Origin of the sequence: Hyphomonas atlantica corrig. (assembly GCF_017795365.1) — a bacterium.
Classification (GTDB): domain Bacteria; phylum Pseudomonadota; class Alphaproteobacteria; order Caulobacterales; family Hyphomonadaceae; genus Hyphomonas; species Hyphomonas atlantica.
In genome coordinates, this window is sequence record NZ_CP051254.1 from 2,846,691 (window position 1) to 2,865,737 (window position 19,047).

At 58.2% G+C, this 19,047-nt stretch carries 18 protein-coding genes; 12 read left to right on the plus strand and 6 right to left on the minus strand.

Annotated elements, in window-relative coordinates; genetic code table 11:
- Positions 1-46: 46 nt before the first annotated feature.
- Positions 47-469 carry a nucleoside-diphosphate kinase gene (gene ndk, locus HF931_RS13750; RefSeq protein ID WP_027836247.1) on the minus strand — a complete coding sequence of 141 codons (423 nt, stop codon included), beginning with the start codon at positions 467-469 and terminating at the stop codon, positions 47-49.
- 145 nt (positions 470-614) lie between these two features.
- On the opposite strand from ndk, the gene HF931_RS13755 reads away from it, so the two are divergent.
- Positions 615-950 carry a zinc ribbon domain-containing protein YjdM gene (locus HF931_RS13755; RefSeq protein WP_273240525.1) on the plus strand — a complete coding sequence of 112 codons (336 nt, stop codon included), beginning with the start codon at positions 615-617 and terminating at the stop codon, positions 948-950.
- A gap of 3 nt (positions 951-953) precedes the next feature.
- Here the strand turns inward: HF931_RS13755 and HF931_RS13760 are convergent, their stop codons facing one another.
- Both HF931_RS13760 and HF931_RS13765 read right to left on the minus strand, forming a co-directional pair.
- Positions 954-1,427, minus strand: a complete 474-nt coding sequence (locus HF931_RS13760) for a DNA polymerase III subunit chi (protein ID WP_273240527.1) — start codon at positions 1,425-1,427, stop codon at positions 954-956.
- A gap of 3 nt (positions 1,428-1,430) precedes the next feature.
- Complete coding sequence (locus tag HF931_RS13765) at positions 1,431-2,897, minus strand: leucyl aminopeptidase (protein WP_273240529.1); 1,467 nt, start codon at positions 2,895-2,897, stop codon at positions 1,431-1,433.
- 116 nt (positions 2,898-3,013) lie between these two features.
- On the opposite strand from HF931_RS13765, the gene HF931_RS13770 reads away from it, so the two are divergent.
- The 7 genes from HF931_RS13770 to rpmG all read left to right on the plus strand — a co-directional run bounded on the left by HF931_RS13770 (position 3,014) and on the right by rpmG (position 12,091).
- Positions 3,014-4,156: an LptF/LptG family permease gene (locus HF931_RS13770; RefSeq protein ID WP_273240531.1), complete on the plus strand. Its 1,143-nt coding sequence runs from the start codon at positions 3,014-3,016 to the stop codon at positions 4,154-4,156.
- The gene (lptG, locus tag HF931_RS13775) at positions 4,156-5,277 is read left to right on the plus strand and encodes an LPS export ABC transporter permease LptG (protein WP_035552263.1); all 1,122 of its coding nucleotides are present in this window, start codon (positions 4,156-4,158) and stop codon (positions 5,275-5,277) included. The genes HF931_RS13770 and lptG overlap by 1 nt, the downstream gene beginning before the upstream one ends.
- A 67-nt stretch (positions 5,278-5,344) precedes the next feature.
- Positions 5,345-7,918 (plus strand): type I DNA topoisomerase, encoded by a 2,574-nt coding sequence (topA, locus tag HF931_RS13780; protein WP_035552266.1) that lies wholly within the window; start codon positions 5,345-5,347, stop codon positions 7,916-7,918.
- Between the two features lie 90 nt (positions 7,919-8,008).
- Positions 8,009-8,734, plus strand: a complete 726-nt coding sequence (locus HF931_RS13785) for a M23 family metallopeptidase (RefSeq protein WP_162175985.1) — start codon at positions 8,009-8,011, stop codon at positions 8,732-8,734.
- Between the two features lie 65 nt (positions 8,735-8,799).
- The gene (gene rnr, locus HF931_RS13790) at positions 8,800-11,088 is read left to right on the plus strand and encodes a ribonuclease R (protein ID WP_035552575.1); all 2,289 of its coding nucleotides are present in this window, start codon (positions 8,800-8,802) and stop codon (positions 11,086-11,088) included.
- A gap of 7 nt (positions 11,089-11,095) precedes the next feature.
- Positions 11,096-11,839: an NUDIX hydrolase gene (locus tag HF931_RS13795; protein ID WP_273240536.1), complete on the plus strand. Its 744-nt coding sequence runs from the start codon at positions 11,096-11,098 to the stop codon at positions 11,837-11,839.
- 84 nt (positions 11,840-11,923) lie between these two features.
- On the plus strand, positions 11,924-12,091 hold the full coding sequence (gene rpmG / locus HF931_RS13800; RefSeq protein WP_027836255.1) for a 50S ribosomal protein L33: 168 nt from the start codon (positions 11,924-11,926) through the stop codon (positions 12,089-12,091).
- Positions 12,092-12,153: 62 nt separating this feature from the next.
- Here the strand turns inward: rpmG and HF931_RS13805 are convergent, their stop codons facing one another.
- Genes HF931_RS13805 through HF931_RS13815 form a run of 3 tightly spaced genes read right to left on the minus strand, consistent with a single transcriptional unit; the run spans position 12,154 to position 15,170 of the window.
- On the minus strand, positions 12,154-13,380 hold the full coding sequence (locus tag HF931_RS13805) for an MFS transporter (protein WP_035552268.1): 1,227 nt from the start codon (positions 13,378-13,380) through the stop codon (positions 12,154-12,156).
- Positions 13,381-13,416: 36 nt separating this feature from the next.
- Entirely contained in the window at positions 13,417-14,784 is a 1,368-nt protein-coding gene (locus HF931_RS13810; RefSeq protein WP_273240538.1) for a PleD family two-component system response regulator, read from the minus strand.
- On the minus strand, positions 14,781-15,170 hold the full coding sequence (locus HF931_RS13815; RefSeq protein ID WP_035552273.1) for a response regulator: 390 nt from the start codon (positions 15,168-15,170) through the stop codon (positions 14,781-14,783). Before HF931_RS13815 ends, HF931_RS13810 begins: the two co-directional genes overlap by 4 nt.
- 137 nt (positions 15,171-15,307) lie before the next feature.
- Here HF931_RS13815 and HF931_RS13820 point away from each other — a divergent pair, with 137 nt between their 5' ends.
- The 4 genes from HF931_RS13820 to HF931_RS13835 all read left to right on the plus strand — a co-directional run bounded on the left by HF931_RS13820 (position 15,308) and on the right by HF931_RS13835 (position 19,011).
- Positions 15,308-16,579 (plus strand): DNA polymerase IV, encoded by a 1,272-nt coding sequence (locus HF931_RS13820; protein WP_273240540.1) that lies wholly within the window; start codon positions 15,308-15,310, stop codon positions 16,577-16,579.
- Positions 16,580-16,647: 68 nt separating this feature from the next.
- Positions 16,648-17,109, plus strand: a complete 462-nt coding sequence (locus tag HF931_RS13825) for a RidA family protein (RefSeq protein ID WP_035552276.1) — start codon at positions 16,648-16,650, stop codon at positions 17,107-17,109.
- Complete coding sequence (locus HF931_RS13830) at positions 17,110-17,838, plus strand: glycerophosphodiester phosphodiesterase family protein (RefSeq protein WP_272982664.1); 729 nt, start codon at positions 17,110-17,112, stop codon at positions 17,836-17,838. It begins immediately after the preceding gene.
- A gap of 9 nt (positions 17,839-17,847) precedes the next feature.
- The gene (locus HF931_RS13835) at positions 17,848-19,011 is read left to right on the plus strand and encodes a GNAT family N-acetyltransferase (RefSeq protein ID WP_051602701.1); all 1,164 of its coding nucleotides are present in this window, start codon (positions 17,848-17,850) and stop codon (positions 19,009-19,011) included.
- Positions 19,012-19,047 lie beyond the last annotated feature (36 nt).

Sequence of the window (19,047 nt, forward strand, 5' to 3'; positions counted from 1 at the left end):
TTCCGGCACGGCCTCTCTAAATCTTCGCTGCCCGAAGGCAGAGGCCTTAGCCAGCAATGTCGGCTTCAGAGAAGAATTGCGCGATTTCGATCGCAGCATTCTCTTCAGAGTCAGAACCGTGAACGGAGTTTTCGCCGATGGATTTTGCGTACAGCTTGCGGATCGTGCCGTCAGCGGCTTCAGCAGGGTTCGTTGCACCCATCACTTCGCGATACTTTGCAACAGCGTTTTCGCCCTCAAGAACTTGAACAACCACCGGGCCGGAGGTCATGAACTCGACCAGCTCGCCATAGAAAGGACGCTCAGCGTGAACTGCGTAGAAGCGCTTTGCCTGGTCTTCGGTCATCTGGATGCGGCGTTGGCCGATGATGCGCAGGCCGGCCTGCTCGATAACGGCATTGACGGCGCCGGTCAGGTTACGCTCGGTCGCGTCTGGTTTGATGATGGAAAAAGTACGCTGAACAGCCATGATGACATCCTGCTTGTAAGGGAAAAGGGGTTCTCGCGCGGCCTATAGCGGCGCTGGCCCGGCGGGGCAAGCTTGGATGGCGGCTCTTGTACAGACGCCTGCGTGAGCCTAACAGGCTCGCCGAAACGAAATTCAGGAATCACCCATGAGTGCACTGCCGCCCTGCCCGAACTGCAACTCCGAATACACCTATGAAGACGGGGCGCTGTTGATCTGTCCGGAGTGCGGCCACGAATGGAGCGCCGCATCCAGTGACGACGGCAACGCAAGCATCATCCGCGACTCGAACGGCAACCCGCTCGCCGATGGCGATACCGTCGTTGTAATCAAGGATCTGAAGATCAAGGGATCCTCCTCGGTCGTGAAACGCGGCACCAAGGTCAAGAACATCCGCCTCGTCGACGGCGATCACGACATTGACTGCCGGATCGACGGCATCGGCCAGATGGGCCTGAAATCGGAATTCGTGAAGAAGGCGTGAGGCCTACTTCCCTGCCTCTTTCCAGCCGCCACCCGGCGTCTGCTGAAAATAGCGCGTCACCAGCCCCGCATCCTTGGCGGCCTTGAACTGCTGGCGCGCCAGATTGCGCGTATCGGTGTCGCCATCATCAAACATGACCATACAACGGGTGTAAGGCGCATCGACCGGTGCCTTGGTCCCATCCATGAGGAACAGGGCCTCGGCCCGGTTCTGATTGTTCGGCTTGCTGGTCAGAAGGATTGGCTGGCGTGCTGGATCCAGCCCCGGCGCTTCAGCCTGCCCATGCGGAAGAAAGGTTTTCTCATCAAAGGTCCACAGGATGGAATCCAGCGCAGCCAACCTATCCGCACTCGGGCTGACGGCCAGCACACGCCAGCCGACATCCAGACATTTCTGCATCAGCGGCGCCGCAGCCTGCTCCAGCGTGGTGCGGGAGAGATGGTAGAACCACCATTCCGGCTTTGGCGCCTCTGACATGAATTAGTTCTCGTAATTGTCGGCGATCCAGCGGTCCAGCAGGCGCGGACCGAAGCCGGATGCCCAGCTGACATCATGCGCAGCCTTTTCGCCTTCGACCCAGGCCACACCGGCAATATCGATGTGCGCCCACTTCACGCCATCCTTCACGAAGCGCTTCAGGAACTGCGCCGCGGTAATCGAGCCAGCGGCACGGCCACCGATGTTACGCATGTCGGCGAATTTCGACTTGAGGAGCGAGTCGTATTCAGGGCCGAGCGGCAGGCGCCACACGCGCTCGCCTTCCGTCAGGCCAGCTTGTGTCAGTTCGCCAGCAATGTCGTCGCTCTCGGTGAACAGACCCGCATGATGATGGCCGAGCGAGATGACAATCGCCCCGGTCAGCGTAGCGAGGTCGACCATCGCTTTCGGTTTGAAATGCTCTTGCGCGTACCAGAGCACGTCACACAGGACGAGCCGGCCTTCAGCATCGGTATTCTGAACTTCAATCGTCTGACCAGACGCAGATTTCAGGATGTCACCTGGACGGATCGCATTGCCGTCCGGCATGTTCTCGACGAGGCCGACAAGCCCAACGACGTTGACCTTTGCCTTGCGTTCGGCCAGCGCGCGGATCGTTCCGGTCACTGCCGCCGCGCCGCCCATATCGCCGCGCATATCTTCCATTCCGGCGCCCGGCTTGAGCGAAATTCCGCCTGTATCAAAGCAAACACCCTTGCCGATCAGGATGACCGGATCATCCCCTTCTGCGCCGCCCATCCACTTCATGACGCCCAGCTGGCTTTCCTTCACGCTGCCCTGACCTACGCCGAGCATGGAGTTCATACCAAGCTTGGCCAGTTGCTCCTCGCCCAGAACCTCGACCTCAACGCCATGCTGGCTGAGTTCGCGGCATTTCTCTGCGAAGCTGGCTGGGTAAAGGTCATTCGGTGGCATATTCACCAGATCACGGGCCAGGAACGTTCCATCTGCCCCTGCCGAAAGCGGCAGGAACGCCGCTTCAGCCGCAGGTACATCGTCAACAACAAACGTAACGGTGTCGACGCTCGGCTTCTGCTCTTCCTTCAGCTTCGTGAAATACGTGTCGAACCGATAGGATGCGAGCTTGGCACCCAGCGCCATTCGCGCGGCGTCTTCGGCAGAACCAGCATGAATGGCCAGAGATTTGAAACCGCTGCCTGAGTGGGTTTTGTAGAGGTTTGCACCGAGCCCCTCGAGAACGCGGGCATCGCGCTTGTCCGGCTTGCCACCCCCGATCAGTACGGCCCGGCGGGATTCGTTGCCTTTTGGCAAAACGATAAGCGCCTGCTGGTCTTTCTTACCGGTAAAACGGCCACCCTGCACCGCTTCGGACAATAGGCCGTCTGCCGCTTCATCAAAAGCTGCGGCGGCGGTGGAAAGGTCGCCATCTTCATCTACCAGAAAGGCAACAATGTTGGCCTTCGCGCTATCAGCAAAAGTGATTTTCATGTGAGGATTCTCCATTTGCAGCGGAAACTAAACGTCGACGCGCGTTGCGCAACTCGTTAGCTAGGGAAATATCACCCCTTTCTGAAGGATTCTGCGAAAAGCCCGCCGCTCGCCTTATGACCAAGATCCAGACATACCTCTTTTTCGAAGTGCTGCGAGCTGTGGTTATCATCATCGGCGGACTGGCGATGCTCGCCTTGCTGGCTCAGGGGCTTTCCCGCACTGACCTGATCCTTGAAAACCGGCAGTCGGCTCTGACATATTTCTATATTGTCATGCTTGGCGCGCCACAGATCATCGCCCTGTTGACGCCTCTGGCCCTGTTCGTGGCCAGCGTCTGGTCGCTGAACCGGATCCACAAGGACAGTGAGATTGTCGTCGCTCAGGCTACAGGAATGACGCGCTGGCAGGTTGCCTCGCCCATACTCCGACTGGCTGTACTCTGCGTTGTCGCGCATCTCACCGTGAACCTCTGGATCCAGCCGATGGCTCAGCGGGCCATGCGAGAAACCGTCGCTGAAGCGCGTGCTGATCTGGCCGCTGCACTGATCCGCCCCGGACAATTCACCTCCAATGGAGAACGGCTCACGTTTTATGCGCGGGAGCAGTCAGGCGGCGAACTGCGCGGCGTTCTGATTTCCGACATGACCGATCCGGAAAACCCGACAGACATTCTCGCCCGAAGCGCCGCGCTGATCGAGTACGAAGGCAGCCCTACCCTCCTGCTGAGGGATGCCATCAGCCAGCAACTCGACGCCAACAATCAATTGTCCATTCTTGAATTCGAACAGTACCCCTTCGATTTGACGGAATTCATGAAAGAGGATTCAGACCTCGTCCTGAAAGCCTCCGACAAATATTTGCACGAGCTGTTTTTCGTAGACCGCACGAACTATTTTGAACTCAAGGAAGCTGACGCCCTCCTGGCTGAAGCCCATAGTCGTCTGACAACGCCACTCTTGAACATAGTGATGTCTCTGCTGGCCATATATGCTGTGCTGGGCGGGGATTTCAGCCGCAAGGGATACAGCAAGCGTATTGGATGGGCGACTGGAGGCGCGATCGGAGTATTGATTGTTCAGCTTGTCCTGCAGTCCGCCGCCGCCAATGACCCGCCGCTGAATGCATTGCAATGGCTTGCCCCACTCGGCGTGATTGGCTTGCTCAGCTACATCTACTTCGCGAGAGGTCGCCATCTCGGCAAGATTGAGCGCCCGCCGCTGGAACTGTTCCGCAATCCGACGGGAGCTGCCAGCTGATGCCGCTGTTTTCGAAGATCCAGAGATATATTCTCAAGGAATGCCTGATGGGTCTCGCGCTCGTTCTGGGTATCCTTTTACTTGCGATCCTCATGATCGACGTGGTCGAGCAGCTGCGAACGGTTGGTGGCGATGTCCGGTTGAGCATACTCGGCGCCTTCAACCTGTCCTTGATGAAGCTGCCCCAGATTGTGGAGCAGACCCTGCCATTCGCCCTGCTGATCGCTTCCATGATGGCTTTTACCCGCCTCAATCGGCGCTCTGAACTGTCCATCATTCGCGCCAGCGGAATATCAGCTTGGCGATTTCTGACGCCCGTCATGATCCTGGGCATCGCGCTCGGCCTTTTCACCATGATGGTGCTGAACCCTTTCGCGGCGAAGCTTACCGAATCCTTCGAGCAAACTCGCGACCGACTTCTGAACGAAGGCCGACCGACCCTTGCGGTATCTGATACCGGGATCTGGCTACGGCAGGGAGATGAAACCAACCAGATTGTCATCCACGCCCAACGCGTTGCGCAAGGAGGCGTAAATCTTCTGGACGTGAAAATGATTCAGGAAGAACGCCTGTACGCCGACGGTCGCCCGACCAATGATTATGCGTTCGCCCGGCGCATTGATGCCGACAGCGCGGTGCTCAGAGACGGCTTTTGGCAGTTGGAAGGCGTGATCGAGAACGTTCCGAACCAGCCACCTGAGTTCAAGGACAATCTCGCCATACCTACCACGCTGGACGCCACGACCTTGCTGGACAAGTTCGCCTCCCCAAACACGATCGGCTTCTGGCAACTTCCGAAATTCGTTCGCCAGACCCAAGCTGCGGGTTTGGATGCCTCGCGATACAGAATGCGCCTGAACGCCCTGATGGCGCTGCCGGCCTTGTTCGTGTCGATGGCCCTGATCGGCGCTGTGGTATGCCTGCGCCTCCAGCGAATGGGCGGAAATTCACAGCTTCTCGCCATCGGCTCACTGGCGGCTGTGGGTCTCTATTTCTTCACGCAATTCTCCTCCAGCCTTGGTGCAACAGGTGCTGCACCTCCAATCATCGCGGCTTGGAGCCCACCGCTGTTTGTTCTGTTTTGTACTCTCACCTTCATAGCCTATCGGGAAGACGGCTAAGCATAGCCCGGCCTTGACAGGGCCTGTCTCCCGAGCCCATCTCTCGCCGCCTTAAAGAGGTAAGCGCATGAAACTTGTCGTCGTCGAGTCGCCCGCCAAGGCAAAAACCATCAACAAGTATCTGGGGAAGGACTATAAAGTCCTCGCCTCATACGGGCATATTCGTGACCTTCCTTCGAAGAATGGCTCGGTCGATCCCGACAATGATTTTGCGATGGTCTGGGAGGCCGATTCGAAGTCGTCCAAGCGGATTTCCGAGATCGCTGCCGCCCTCAAGGAAGCCGACACGCTTGTACTGGCGACCGACCCTGATCGCGAAGGCGAAGCCATCAGCTGGCATCTCGTCGAGGCCCTGCGCAAGCGCCGCGCCCTGAAAAAGGATACACCGGTCGAACGCGTCGTCTTCAACGCGATCACCAAGAACGCCGTCACCACGGCGATGGAGCACCCTCGCCAGATCGATGGCGAACTGGTCGACGCCTACCTTGCACGCCGAGCCTTGGACTATCTCGTCGGCTTCAACCTGTCGCCGGTGCTTTGGCGCAAACTGCCTGGCAGCCGGTCTGCGGGCCGCGTGCAGTCTGTCGCGCTCCGCATCGTCTGCGACCGCGAGAACGAGATCGAACTCTTCAAGCCACAGGAATACTGGAATGTCGGGGCCAATCTGCGTGCGCCAGATGGAACGGATTTCGAAGCGCGCCTGTACAGCCTCGATGGCGAAACCCTGAAGAAATTCACGCTCGGCAACCAAGGCGACGCGGACAAGGCACTAGAGATCGTGCGGGGTGGCGGATACTCGGTAACTTCTGTCGAAGCCAAGCCCGTCAGGCGAAACCCTCCCCCACCATTCATCACGTCTACCCTGCAGCAGGAAGCCTCCCGCAAGCTGGGCTTCACCGCCAAGCGCACAATGCAGGCGGCTCAGAAACTGTATGAGGAAGGCCGCATAACCTATATGCGGACGGACGGCGTGAACATGGCCGAAGAGGCCTATTCCGCAGCGCGCGCGATGATCCAGTCGAATTACGGCGCCCGATACCTGCCTGAGAAGACGCGCCGTTATTCCTCCAAGGCAAAGAACGCTCAGGAAGCGCACGAGGCCATTCGCCCAACGAATTTCGACCTTCGCCCGGAAGAGTATAAAGGCGATGGCGACCTGAAGAAGTTGTACACGCTGGTCTGGCGCCGCGCCGTCGCTTCGCAGATGGAAGCTGCGCGGTTCGAGCGGACCACAATCGACATGACCTCAAAGGACCAGCGCGCCGTCCTGCGCTCGACCGGTCAGGTCCTGATCTTTGACGGCTTCATCAAGCTCTACACAGAGGGCCGCGATGAGGGTGATGATAATGATGACGATGAAAATCGCCTTCCCAAAATGGACGAAGGCCAGCATGCGGACCTTCTGAAGGCCGAAGCTACGCAGCACTTCACCACGCCGCCACCGCGCTACACCGAAGCGTCACTGGTAAAGAAACTCGAAGAGCTGGGCATCGGTCGCCCGTCAACCTACGCCTCTACCTTGTCGACACTCGAAGACCGCGGCTATGTCCGCCTTGAGAAGAAGCAGCTGATCCCTGAAGACAAGGGCCGCCTTGTCACGGCGTTCCTGGAGAACTTCTTCCAGCGTTATGTCGAGTATGATTTCACCGCCGGTCTGGAAGAGAAGCTCGACATTATCTCCGATGGCAAGCTCGACTGGAAGGCATTCCTGAAAGAGTTCTGGCAACAGTTTACTGCCGACATTGACGAGACAAAGGATCTTCGCGTGTCAGCCGTTCTGGATGTGCTGAACGAAGAACTCGGCGCATATGTGTTCCCGCGCCAGGACGCTGACGGAAACCCGATTGAAAACCCGCGCCAATGCCCCCTATGCAAGGAGGGCGAGCTGTCCATGAAGCTCGGCCGCTATGGTGCGTTCGTCGGATGCTCCCGTCACCCTGAATGCAAATTCACGCGCCAATTCAGCGCAGATGGCGATGCGGCGGCCGCGATCAATCCGGATGGAAACGAACTCGGCCTGCACCCCGAGACGGGTCAGATGATATATCTGAAAAATGGTCGCTTTGGCCCCTATGTCGAGATGGCCACGGACGACAAGCCGAAACGCGCCTCGCTCACGAAAGCCGAAAAGGAAAATCCGCAAGACATCACACTCGACCGCGCCGTCGAATTGCTCCTGTTGCCACGCGAAGTCGGCAAACACCCGGAAGATGGCGAGCCGATCTTGGCGAATTTCGGCCGTTTCGGACCCTATGTTCAGCACGGCAAGACCTACGCCAACCTCAAGGATCCGGGAGATGTTTTCACCATCGGTCTCAATCATGCGGTGACCCTGATCGCGGACAAACGCGCCAAGCAGACGGCTCGCAGCACGGCTCTGAAAACACTCGGCGACCATCCCGATGGGGGCGTGATCGAAATCTTCGAAGGCCGCTACGGGCCGTATGCGAAGCATGGCAAGACCAACGCAACCCTGCCGAAAGACGTAACTCCAGATACGGTCACGCTGGAACAGGCCATCGAACTGATCAACGCCAAGGCGGCCAAGGGCACCAAGAAGAAAGCTCCTGCGAAGAAGAAGGCCCCCGCCAAGAAAAAGGCGCCCGCCAAATCCAAAGCGGCAGCAAAGAAAGACGACTGATCGTCGGGCGTGTGTCTCGGCGGTTCGTCTTTGAACTCTTCGTTAACCAGTGATTAATTGCAGGTATCGTGCACCATGCAGGTTCGCGCCATGTCTACGGTTGAGAAGTTCGCATTTTTGGGGGCGATAACGCTCGCGTCTCTCCTGGTCGTTCAGGAGCTAAACGACGGTTTTGTGCGCGAAACTCCCACCCGGATCGACAGTGAACCAGTTGCCGTCGAGTCTGCTGACGTCGAGACCGCCGAATTTGCGACACTTCTCTCGCTTGCCCCCGTACCCGCACCGTTCGGCTATCTGCCTTCCCTTACCGCATGCAAAGGCATGGCGCCCAGTTTCGGGCCGAATGTCGACGACGAGCTGAATGTCACAGACTTCAAGCCGTTCGTCATGGCCGGCACGGTAAAACTCGCTGCCGCACCAGTTGAGAGCGCATGTTTGTCGTCCAGTTTTGGTCCACGAAACGGATCGCTCCACAAAGGTTTGGACTTCTTCAATCGTGACGCCGTGCCGGTTTATGCTGCCGCTGACGGCGTGGTCCGGCGCCAGCGCTTTCGTAACGATTATGGAAACATGATTGTGATTGATCACGGAAGCGGTGTCTTCACCCGCTACGCCCATCTGGAAGCGTTTGAAAACACACAGGAAGGCGACACCGTAAAGGCTGGCCAACCGCTAGGCCTGATGGGCAACACCGCCGGATACGCCATACCACGGCATTTGCATTATGAGGTCCTGACTGGCGAATGGGGGTTTCAGGCGGGCTCATTCGCGCTTGAACCGGTCGATGTCATGGCGCTTCCCGCAGCATTGGACTAGCGCATACTCCACGCGTCACAGAAAAGCCTCGCGCATTTTCCTTCAACTTCCCCTATATGGGGCTCATGAGTTTCCCAGATAAACAAACCGTCCTTGATTTCATTCGGGACAATCCGACCGCAACGACCAAACAGGAAATTGCCCGCGGCCTGCATGTGAAGGGCCGCGAACGCGCTGTACTGCGCGAAATCCTGAAAGAGCTGGAAGCCGATGGCACGCTGGAGCGAACCGGCAAACGCGCCTGGGCCCAGGCTGACCGTCCCCCGCCCACAGGCGTGGTCCAGTTCACGCACACCGATGAAAACGGCGACCTGATTGGAAAGGCCGTGGGCGACAATGGTCCGTTTGGGCCCGACATCATCTACACTGGCTTGTCCGGCAAGCCGAAGGGCAAGGCCACCGAGCCTGGTGAAGGCGACCGAGCGCTCTGCAAGATCAAGCAGGAAGATGGCGAGTGGAAGGCCCGCGCACTGACGGTGCTGGAAAAGCGCCTCACCAATTCGCTGGTCGGCCTCTACTCACAAGGCCCACGCGGCGGCAAGGTCACCCCCGCCAACCGCAAGGAGCGCCGCGAGTTCCTGATCCAGGAAGCCGACCGGAACGGGGCGGAAGATGGCGATCTCGTCATCACAACGCCCAAGCCGCAAGGCCGCCGCCAATATGGCCCCAATCTCGGCGTCATTCAGGAAGTCATTGGCCATATCAGCGATCCTCGCTCGGCCAGCCTGCTGGCCATCCATGCGCATGGTATTCCAGTCGACTTCCCCGAGGCTGCGCTGGAACAGGCCCGAAATCCCAAACCGGCTCCCGCCGAACGCGAAGATCTGACACAAATTCCGCTGATCACAATCGATCCGCACGACGCCCGCGACCATGATGATGCCGTCTACGCCGAACAGCTGGATGATGGCTGGCGAGTTATTGTCGCCATTGCCGATGTGGCCGCCTTTGTCACGCCGGACTCGCCGCTGGACCGTGAAGCGTTGAAACGTGGCAACTCCACCTATTTCCCCGATCGCGTCGTGCCGATGCTGCCATTCGAACTTTCGGCAGATGAATGCTCCCTGCGCGAGGGCGAACTGCGCCGCTGCATGGCGGTGGAGATGATCTTCGACAAAGCCGGCACAAAGCGCTCTCACCGATTCATTCGCGGCATGATGAAGTCAGCCGCCAAATTGTCGTATGAGGAGGCCCAGGCTGCAATTGACGGCAAACCGGGCGGCAAGGCCGAAGAGATGCTGGAGCCCGTCCTGAAGCCGCTCTGGGGCGCATACGCCGCCTTGGCAGAGGCGCGGGATCGCCGCTCTCCTCTGGATCTGGATTTGCCGGAGCGGCGAATTCTCTTCACCGAGGAAGGTGAGATTGATGGCATTATCACCAAAGAACGGCTCGAGGCCCATCGCCTGATCGAAGAATTCATGATTCAGGCAAACGTCGCAGCCGCAGAATCCCTGGAAAAGCAGAACAGCCCGCTGATCTATCGCGTCCACGACACGCCAACCGACGCAAAGATCGCGGCCTTTGCCGAATTCCTTCAGACTATCGACATGAAGTGGAACATCGGCCAACGCCCGCAGACCGAGAACTTCAACCGTCTACTCGGCGAGATTGATGGCAGCGACTACGACCAGATGGTCACGCAAATGGTGCTGCGAACTCAGGCCCAGGCGATCTATTCGGAAGAAAACCTTGGGCATTTCGGCCTGAACCTCGTGCGCTACGCTCACTTCACCTCACCGATCCGTCGTTATGCAGACCTGATCGTCCACCGCGCTCTGATCGCTTCTCTGGGCCTCGGACCTGATGGCCTGTCGAAAGACATGGCCGCGCGGCTGGAAGAAATGGCGCAGCACATATCCGACACCGAACGCCGTTCCATGGCAGCCGAGCGAGAGGCAACGGATCGCTACCTCGCCATCTTCCTGGCAGACCGGGTCGGAAGCGAGTTTGAAGGCCGCATCACGGGCGTTACCGGCGCGGGCCTGTTCATCGCGCTGGCAGGTTCCGGCGCGGACGGCTTCGTACCTATCTCATCGATTTCGGATGATTACTGGGTGCTGGATGAAGCCGCGATGCAAATCTATGCGCGCGGCTCCGGCAAGACCTACGGGCTTGGCCAGATCGTGCGCGTAAGACTGAAAGAAGTGACGCCGCTTCAAGGTGGCTTGCTGCTGGAAATGCTCTCCGACCCAATGCCCGCCCCCAAGGGCCGCCGGGAAGCACGCGCCAAAACAGATAACGGCCACCACTCACGTCGACGCTCAGGCCCCGGCAAGCCAACAGGCAAGCGGTCCGGCAAACCGAAATTCAACAAGAAGACGCTGCCCAAGCATAAGCGCAAGCGCCGGAATTAACGTGGACATGACCTCGAATCCTCATTCAAATACGCTGATGGGTTCAGCGTTCGACAAGGAAGATGATGGCGATGTCATCGAAACGCGAAAGCGCAGCCCCCGCCCCAAGGACGCCGCAACGCTGATCCTCGTGCGCCGAGACGCCGAGCAGCCGCGAGTCCTCATGGGCAAGCGCTCCGCTCGCCATGCCTTCATGCCGGACAAATATGTCTTTCCAGGTGGTCGCGTGGACCCTCAGGATGGCAAGGCCGTGTCGTGGTGCGAGTTCGAACCTCATCAGGAACGCCTCCTGCGCATCCAGAGCCGCCGCAAGCCGCGTGCCTTCGGCCTGACGGCAATCCGTGAGACGTTTGAGGAGACAGGCCTTCTGGTGGCTCGTGAAGCGGAAATGCCGGCGCGCTATCCGACTGGCTGGCAGCCTTTTCACGATCTGGACGCCGCGCCACATCTTTCACCCCTGACCTTCATTGGCCGAGCGATCACGCCACCCTACCGGCCGAAGCGATTCGATGCGCGTTTCTTCATGGCGGATGCAGAAGAGGCCCTGATCGACGAGCGGCCGCCAGTCGATGGCGCTGAGTTGTCGGACCTGCAATGGGTGACGCTGAAAGACGCGCTGGATCTGGATTTGCCCAATGTCACACGGTTCATGCTGGGGGAAATCGAGGAGCGGATTGACAAGCCATCGCTCAACAGGGGGCCGCCTTTCCTGCGCTGGACCCGCAGCGGCCACACAACCGACCGCCTCTAGCAGCAATGGCGCTTGACTTCCGGCCCGCACATCGTCATTAAGCCGCTTTCCAGTTTCAGACGCTAACACAAGCGAGCATTCGTCATGGCCAAACCAGCCACCATCAAGATCCGCCTGAATTCGACGGCCGACACCGGTTTCTTCTACGTGACGAAGAAAAACCCGCGCAACATGACCGAGAAAATGGTCAAGCGTAAGTACGACCCGATCGCGAAGAAGCACGTCGAGTTCAAGGAAGGCAAGATCAAGTAAGATCCTTGTTTTTCATGCATTGTTTCGAAAAGCCCGCTTCGCAAGAGCGGGTTTTTTGTTGCCTATTTTTCCGGCACGCCATGATGCAGATCACGTGTCTTGCGGATGCCGGGGAAAAGGACTGACCAGGCCGCAGCAACACCCACCGCCGCGTACCCACCTGCCACAACTGTGAACACAGCGCCCCACTTCGCCGCCATGAAGCCGGCCCGCGCCTCGCCCAATTCGTTAGATGCCCCGAGGAAAATGGAGTTTACGGCATTGACCCGCCCTCTCACCTGATCCGGCGTCCAAAGCTGAAGCAGGATTTCGCGGATGTAGACTGAAACCATATCGAACGCGCCCACGAATATGAGCGCTACGATAGAAAGCCAGACAATGTTCGAATGGCCGAACACAACCGTCGCGATACCAAAACAGGCCACCGAGACAAACAGGATCAGGCCGGCATGATCCTTGATCGGGAAAATGGTGATAATGGCCAGCATGAGAAGCGCACCGATGCCTGGCGCGGCTCTGAGCAAGCCAAGGCCCTCCTCCCCGATCTCCAGAATGTCGCGTGCATAGATCGGCAGCAGCGCCACAGCCCCACCAAGCAATACGGCGAACAGGTCCAGCGAAATCGCGCCCAGCACGATCTTCTGATTGAACACGTAGCGGAAGCCACCGAGTAGGACACTCAACGTGGTCGGCTCGCGCTCGATCTTCTGCTCCGGCTTTGGAATCGAAAAGATGAGCAGCGCTGAAATCGCAAAAAGCGACACGGCCGTTCCGTACGCAAAACCCGCTGAAACACCATACAAAAGCCCCCCGGCGACCGGGCCGAGGATTGACGCAGTCTGCCAAGAGGAAGCCAGCCAACCGACGGCATTTGCGAAGTCCTCTCGTGGGACGAGATTCACCGCCAAGCTCGAGGACGCTGGAGTGTAGAACGCTCGCGCCACACCGAATACAGTCAACGTCGCCAGTACGATCAGCGGATCGAATCGTGCGGTTACAGCCAGCGTCAAAATCACCGCCGCGCAGAGCAGTTCCACACTCACCGAAGCGCCCATCACATTGCGCCGCCCCAGACGATCCGACGCCACACCGGTCACGACTACCAATAGGAGTGCGGGGAGAAACTGAACGAGACCGATCCATCCCAACAGCGCAGCGCTTTGGGTCTCGTCATACATCTGCCAGGCGACGGCAACAGATACGATCTGCGCGGCCAGCGATGTCAGGAAGCGAGACAGGAAGTATCTGCGATAGGAAGAATGGCGAAATGCCGAGAACCGGTCAGTCATCCGAAGCGGATTGAGGCGCGCGGCGGCTCAAGTCAATCAGGCTGCGATACTTTCAACCCGATTGCGACCAGCGGACTTCGCTTGATACAGCGCCGTATCCGCGCGTTTCGTCAGGTCGGCGATCGTATCGCTCGGACCGTTCACCGTAGAGACGCCAGCGCTGAGTGTGATGGTGATTTCCTTCGCGCCGCCATAGATCTTGAAAGGCGAAGCGGCCACCGCGAGACGAATTCGCTCTGCCGCAGCGCAGGCAAGTCCGCCAGGTGTTTCCGGCATGATGACCATGAATTCCTCACCGCCCGGGCGACAGACGACATCCATGACACGACTATTCGTCTTCAGCCGCTTGGCCACTTCCTGAAGCACTTCGTCCCCAGCATCATGCCCGTACGTGTCGTTGACCGACTTGAAATGATCAATGTCGGCCATCATGACCGAAACAGGGCGTCCGCCCATTTTGGACCGCTGCAAGAGCTGCTCGAGCTGATTGTTCATGTAGCGACGATTATAGAGCCCGGTCAGTTGGTCTATGACTGAAAGTTCCAGTCCGCGGTCGACTCGCTCGCGCAACATCTCGATATACCGGCTTCGGCGCGCTTGTGTGCGCACCCGCGCCAGCAATTCCTGCTTGTCGACCGGTGTGAAGATCACATCGCTAGCGCCAAGATCCAGCCCTCTGCCAGCGCGCTGACGGTCCTCCGGATCACTGATCAGCAGAATGGAAATCGCCCGCGTTGCCTCATTCATCTTGAAGTGCGCGCAGAGCTTCAGCGCATCATACCGGTCGCTCAGCATCGACAAGACCAGGATATCAACGCCAAGCTCGTTCAGCCCTGTCATGCCGCCCGCTTCATGAAGCGTGAAGGCTGAATGCCCGCCCGTTTTCAGCATATCGGCAATACGCGTGGCCATACGCTGGTTGTCATCGACGACGAACAGACGCGCAGGCTTGTCCTGAACGCTAACGGAATCACTGTTATCAACGCCTGCGCGCAGTCCTGAAGCCTGTCGTTGGCGCAGCTCAGATGCCACGGCGTTGTAGCGCGTCAGCGCCCCCATTCGTGCCATCAGGGCGAAATCATCCACAGGCTTTGTAAGGAAGTCTTCGGCACCGACATCAAGACCGCGAATTCGGTCCTCGACATCATTCAAAGCCGTCACCATGACGACAGGGATATGGGCGGTCGCGGGATCTGCCTTCAGGCGGCGACAGACTTCATATCCGTCCATGCCAGGCATCATCACATCAAGCAGGATGATATCCGGCTCGTGCTTCTCCACAGCATGTAGCGCTGCGATGCCGTTTTTGGCGAGAATGACGGTGTAGTATTGGGCTTCGAGCTTTGCCTGCAGCAAGCGCCGGTTCGCCTCGATGTCGTCTACGACGAGGACGCGCGCGGTCACGCCGCCTCCTTGGGCATGAGTGCCTCAACCGCCTTGATGAAAGTTGCAATCTGGATCGGTTTGGACAGGTAGCCTTCGCATCCGGCTTCTCGAACACGTTTCTCGTCCGCGCGCATCGCAAAGGCGGTTACCGCAAGGACGGGAATGTGGGCGACCTTGTCGTCATCTTTCAGCCAACGCGTAATATCCAGACCGGAAACTTCGGGCAGCTGAATATCCATGATGATAAGGTCAGGCTGTTCGCGGCGTGCGATCTCGACCGCCTTTGCTCCATCACGACACTGGAAAGTCTCGAATCCGTAGGCATCCAACAAGTCGCAAAAGAGGCGCATGTTGAGTTCATTGTCCTCAACCACCAGTACTTTCCTGGTTTGCGACTGCGCCATGACACCTCTGATGCCTGTGATTCGGGCCAATTTTATGAACTCTTCTGCCAGCTACACCCAGAATCGTTAACACTGGTTTACAGATTAGCCGTGCATTGATTGCTTGAATCGATAGAACATGGCAAGAACAAACCACCATGACGACGCTCTGCCGCAATTGCTTTCATATGTTTGAAGAAGACGCGCCGGCCTGCCCGTCCTGCGGTCATGAGCGACTGGTGCGAAATAGTCGGCTGGCCGAGTTGGGGATCGCTCATCTGGATTGTGACGCCTTCTTTGCAGCAATTGAAAAGCGCGACGATCCGAGCCTGAAGAACAAGCCTGTGATTGTGGGCGGTGGAAAACGCGGCGTGGTGGCTACGTGCTGCTACATTGCGCGGCTGTATGGTGTTCGCTCCGCCATGCCGATGTTTCAGGCGCTGAAAGCCTGCCCGGATGCGGTGGTCATCAAGCCTAATAGCGAAAAATACCGGATCGCGGGCCTGCAGGTGCGGGAAAAGATGCAGGCACTGACTCCGATGATACAGCCCGTATCCGTGGATGAAGCATATCTTGATCTCACGGGCACGAACACACTCCACAAGGCGCCCCCTGCGGTGTCTTTGGCCCGTCTTGCTGCCGAAATTGAGCGAGATGTCGGGATCACGGTCTCAATCGGCCTATCGGTCAATAAATTCCTCGCCAAGACGGCAAGCGAGCTCGACAAACCCAAGGGCTTTGCTGTCATCGCCGCAGAAGAAGCCGAAGCACTGCTCGCACCAAAGCCTATCGGGTTCATTCATGGCATAGGCCCGAAACTCGCGAAGAAGCTTTCACTGGATGGCTACGACACGATTGAAGACCTGCAACGAACAGAGCTTCGCCAGCTGATCGGGAAGTATGGTGAAACCGGCATGTGGCTGAAGAACCGTGCCCACGGCATCGACAATCGGCCTGTGCGAAACGATGAAGAACGTAAATCCGTCAGTTCTGAGACAACCTTCCACAAAGACATGTCTGATACTGCATGGCTGGAGGATCAGCTCTGGCGGCTTTGCGTCAAGACGGCGGATCGCGCAAAGGCAACCGGTCTTGTGGGCAACGTCATCACGCTCAAGCTCAAGACAGCCGACTTCCGCACACTCACCCGTCGGCTCTCCCTGGCAGAGCCCACACAATTGGCGCAAACGCTGTTTCGAAGTGCCAGGATCTTGCTGGCGAAAGAAGCCAACGGCCGAACCCGGTTCCGCCTGATAGGCATCGGTATTTCGGACCTTTCCGAACATCGCGCAGATTCCGTTGACCTGCTTGACCCGCTCGTTGCGAAACGGGCGGCGGCCGAGCGCGCTTCAGACCTCGCGCGGGAGAAATTTGGTGCCGATGCCGTAATGACGGGACGATCAGCACGAGCCAAAAAAGCCGCTTCCTGAAACGGGTTTGCGCGCAACCGGATAGCGGTCTAGGGAAAGCCAGATCGAATTTCCAAGGAGCGAATCCCATGTCGACCCCCGAATCCCGCCTCGATGAACTTGGTATTGAACTCCCAGAGCCCATGAAGCCGGTGGCGACGTATGTGCCTTATGTCATCAGCGGCAACATGCTGTTCGTCTCAGGTCAGGTGAGCGCCTCATCCGACGGCCTTATCAAGGGCCGCCTGGGAGAAGACATGGAGCTGTCAGCCGGCCAACAGGCCGCACGCTTCTGCGGCATCAATCTCATTGCGCAATGCAAAGCTGCCGTCGGAGATCTGTCACGCATCAAACGCGTGGTGAAACTTGGCGGGTTCGTAAATGTGAAGCCGGGCTTCACCGACATTCCACAAGTCATCAATGGATGCTCAGACCTGATGGTGGATGTATTCGGAGACGCGGGCCGCCATGCGCGGTCGGCAGTATCCTGCCCCGAACTGCCTCTGGGTGTGGCAGTCGAAATCGACGGCATATTCGAAATCGCAGACTAGATGGCGAAACGCTTCGTCCTGGCTGATTATCTCTACGCGCATCGCGGCCTGTGGACAGGTCACGAGGCGCCGGAGAACACGCATGCTGCGTTTGATGCAGCGGCGAAGCATGGCTTGGGCATGGAATTCGACATCCGGCCCGCATCGGGTGGCGATCCGGTCATCCATCATGATGAAACGCTTGAGCGTATGGCATCGCGGCCGGACCGGGTCGAAGAACAGTCGATCGACGTCTTGCGCAACGTACAAATTGCCGGTGCGCACAACCTGCCCAGCTTTGAGAGCCTGCTGGCAAGCTGGCACCATGATCTGCCCTTGCTGACCGAAATGAAGATTGATGGGCAAACAGACCCTCAAGAATTCGGTCGCAAAACAGGAAAGATGTTACAAACTTATCCGGGGCTAGCCGCTGCAATGAGCTTTTCGGAACCGGCCGTTCGCGCTCTGCCGAAGGACGTTATGCGCGGACAGTTAATCGGCCCGTCCCACAAGATCGGCAGAGAGCGGTTTAATGAAATTCTTGAGCGGGCTCTGGCTGATCATATCGACTATGTCGCCATCAACATCACCGATGTCGACGGCATCCGTGCTCATGTTCCAGACGACTATCCGATTGTTTGCTGGACAGTTCGCACGCTCGACGAGGTGCGCATCGCAGTTCATGAAAATGTCGCCATCATCTTCGAACATCTCGATCCGGCACTGGTTTCTGCTTACGCCTTGCCCTAGATTCCGATCATGGATGACACCGCGCTGAAATTGAGTTTTGCCTCAGCCATGGCGGAGGTCGATCCGGATGAATGGAATGCGGTCGCCAATCCGCCTGGGCTTCGGTTCGATCCTTTTCTGAAGTGGGACTTTCTCGACGCGCTCGAAACTTCCGGCGCAGCGACGCCGAACACCGGCTGGATGCCGCGCCACGTCCTGATCCGCGACGCGGCGGGCCGGCTGAAGGCTGCCATGCCGCTGTATGGGAAAAGCCACTCTCGGGGCGAGTTCGTCTTTGATCACTCCTGGGCCGACGCGTTCGAAAATGCGGGCGGCGCTTACTATCCGAAATTGCTCTCGGCCGTGCCCTTCACGCCCGTCACCGGACGGCGCTTGCTTGTTCGCCCCGGACCGGACGAAACGCGTTTGCAAACGGCGCTGCTCTCGGGCGCAATCCAGTTGGCAGAGCAGAATGGCCTTTCTTCGCTGCACATAAATTTCGCGACGCCCGAAGAATCCGACCTGCTCTCCGATTCCGGACTTCTGCTGCGCACGGACCAACAATTCCATTGGCAGAATCGTGGCTACGGCTCGTTCGATGACTTTCTTGGAGACTTGTCATCAGCCAAGCGCAAGAATCTGCGCAAGGAACGGAAGAAAGCTCAAGAAGGGCTCGACTTCCTGCATCTCCGCGGCGACGAAATCACCGAAGATCATCTGGATGCGTTCTACGTTTTCTACATGGATACTGGCGCACGCAAATGGGGCTCGCCCTACCTCACCCGCAAGACGTTCACCCTGCTGCGGGAACGCATGGCAGATGACCTGCTCTTCATATATGCCTTGTCCGAAGGCGAACCGATAGCCGCGGCAATGAATTTGATCGGGTCAGATACGCTCTATGGTCGGTATTGGGGATGCACCGAACACAGACCAATGCTGCATTTCGAGACCTGCTACTATCAAGCTATCGACTACGCCATCGAACATGATCTGACCTTTGTGGAGGCAGGCGCGCAAGGGGGGCACAAGCTGGCGCGAGGCTACGCTCCTGTCCCAACCTATTCCACGCACTGGATCGCCCATCCCGGCCTGCGCAACGCCATCGCGGACTATCTCGAGCGCGAACGCGCAGCCGTGGAATCCGACATGGACTATCTGTCGGAGCGAACACCCTTTAAGAAGGGCGAATGAGCTCGTCCAACGAATTCAAGACATATCGAAAGCATC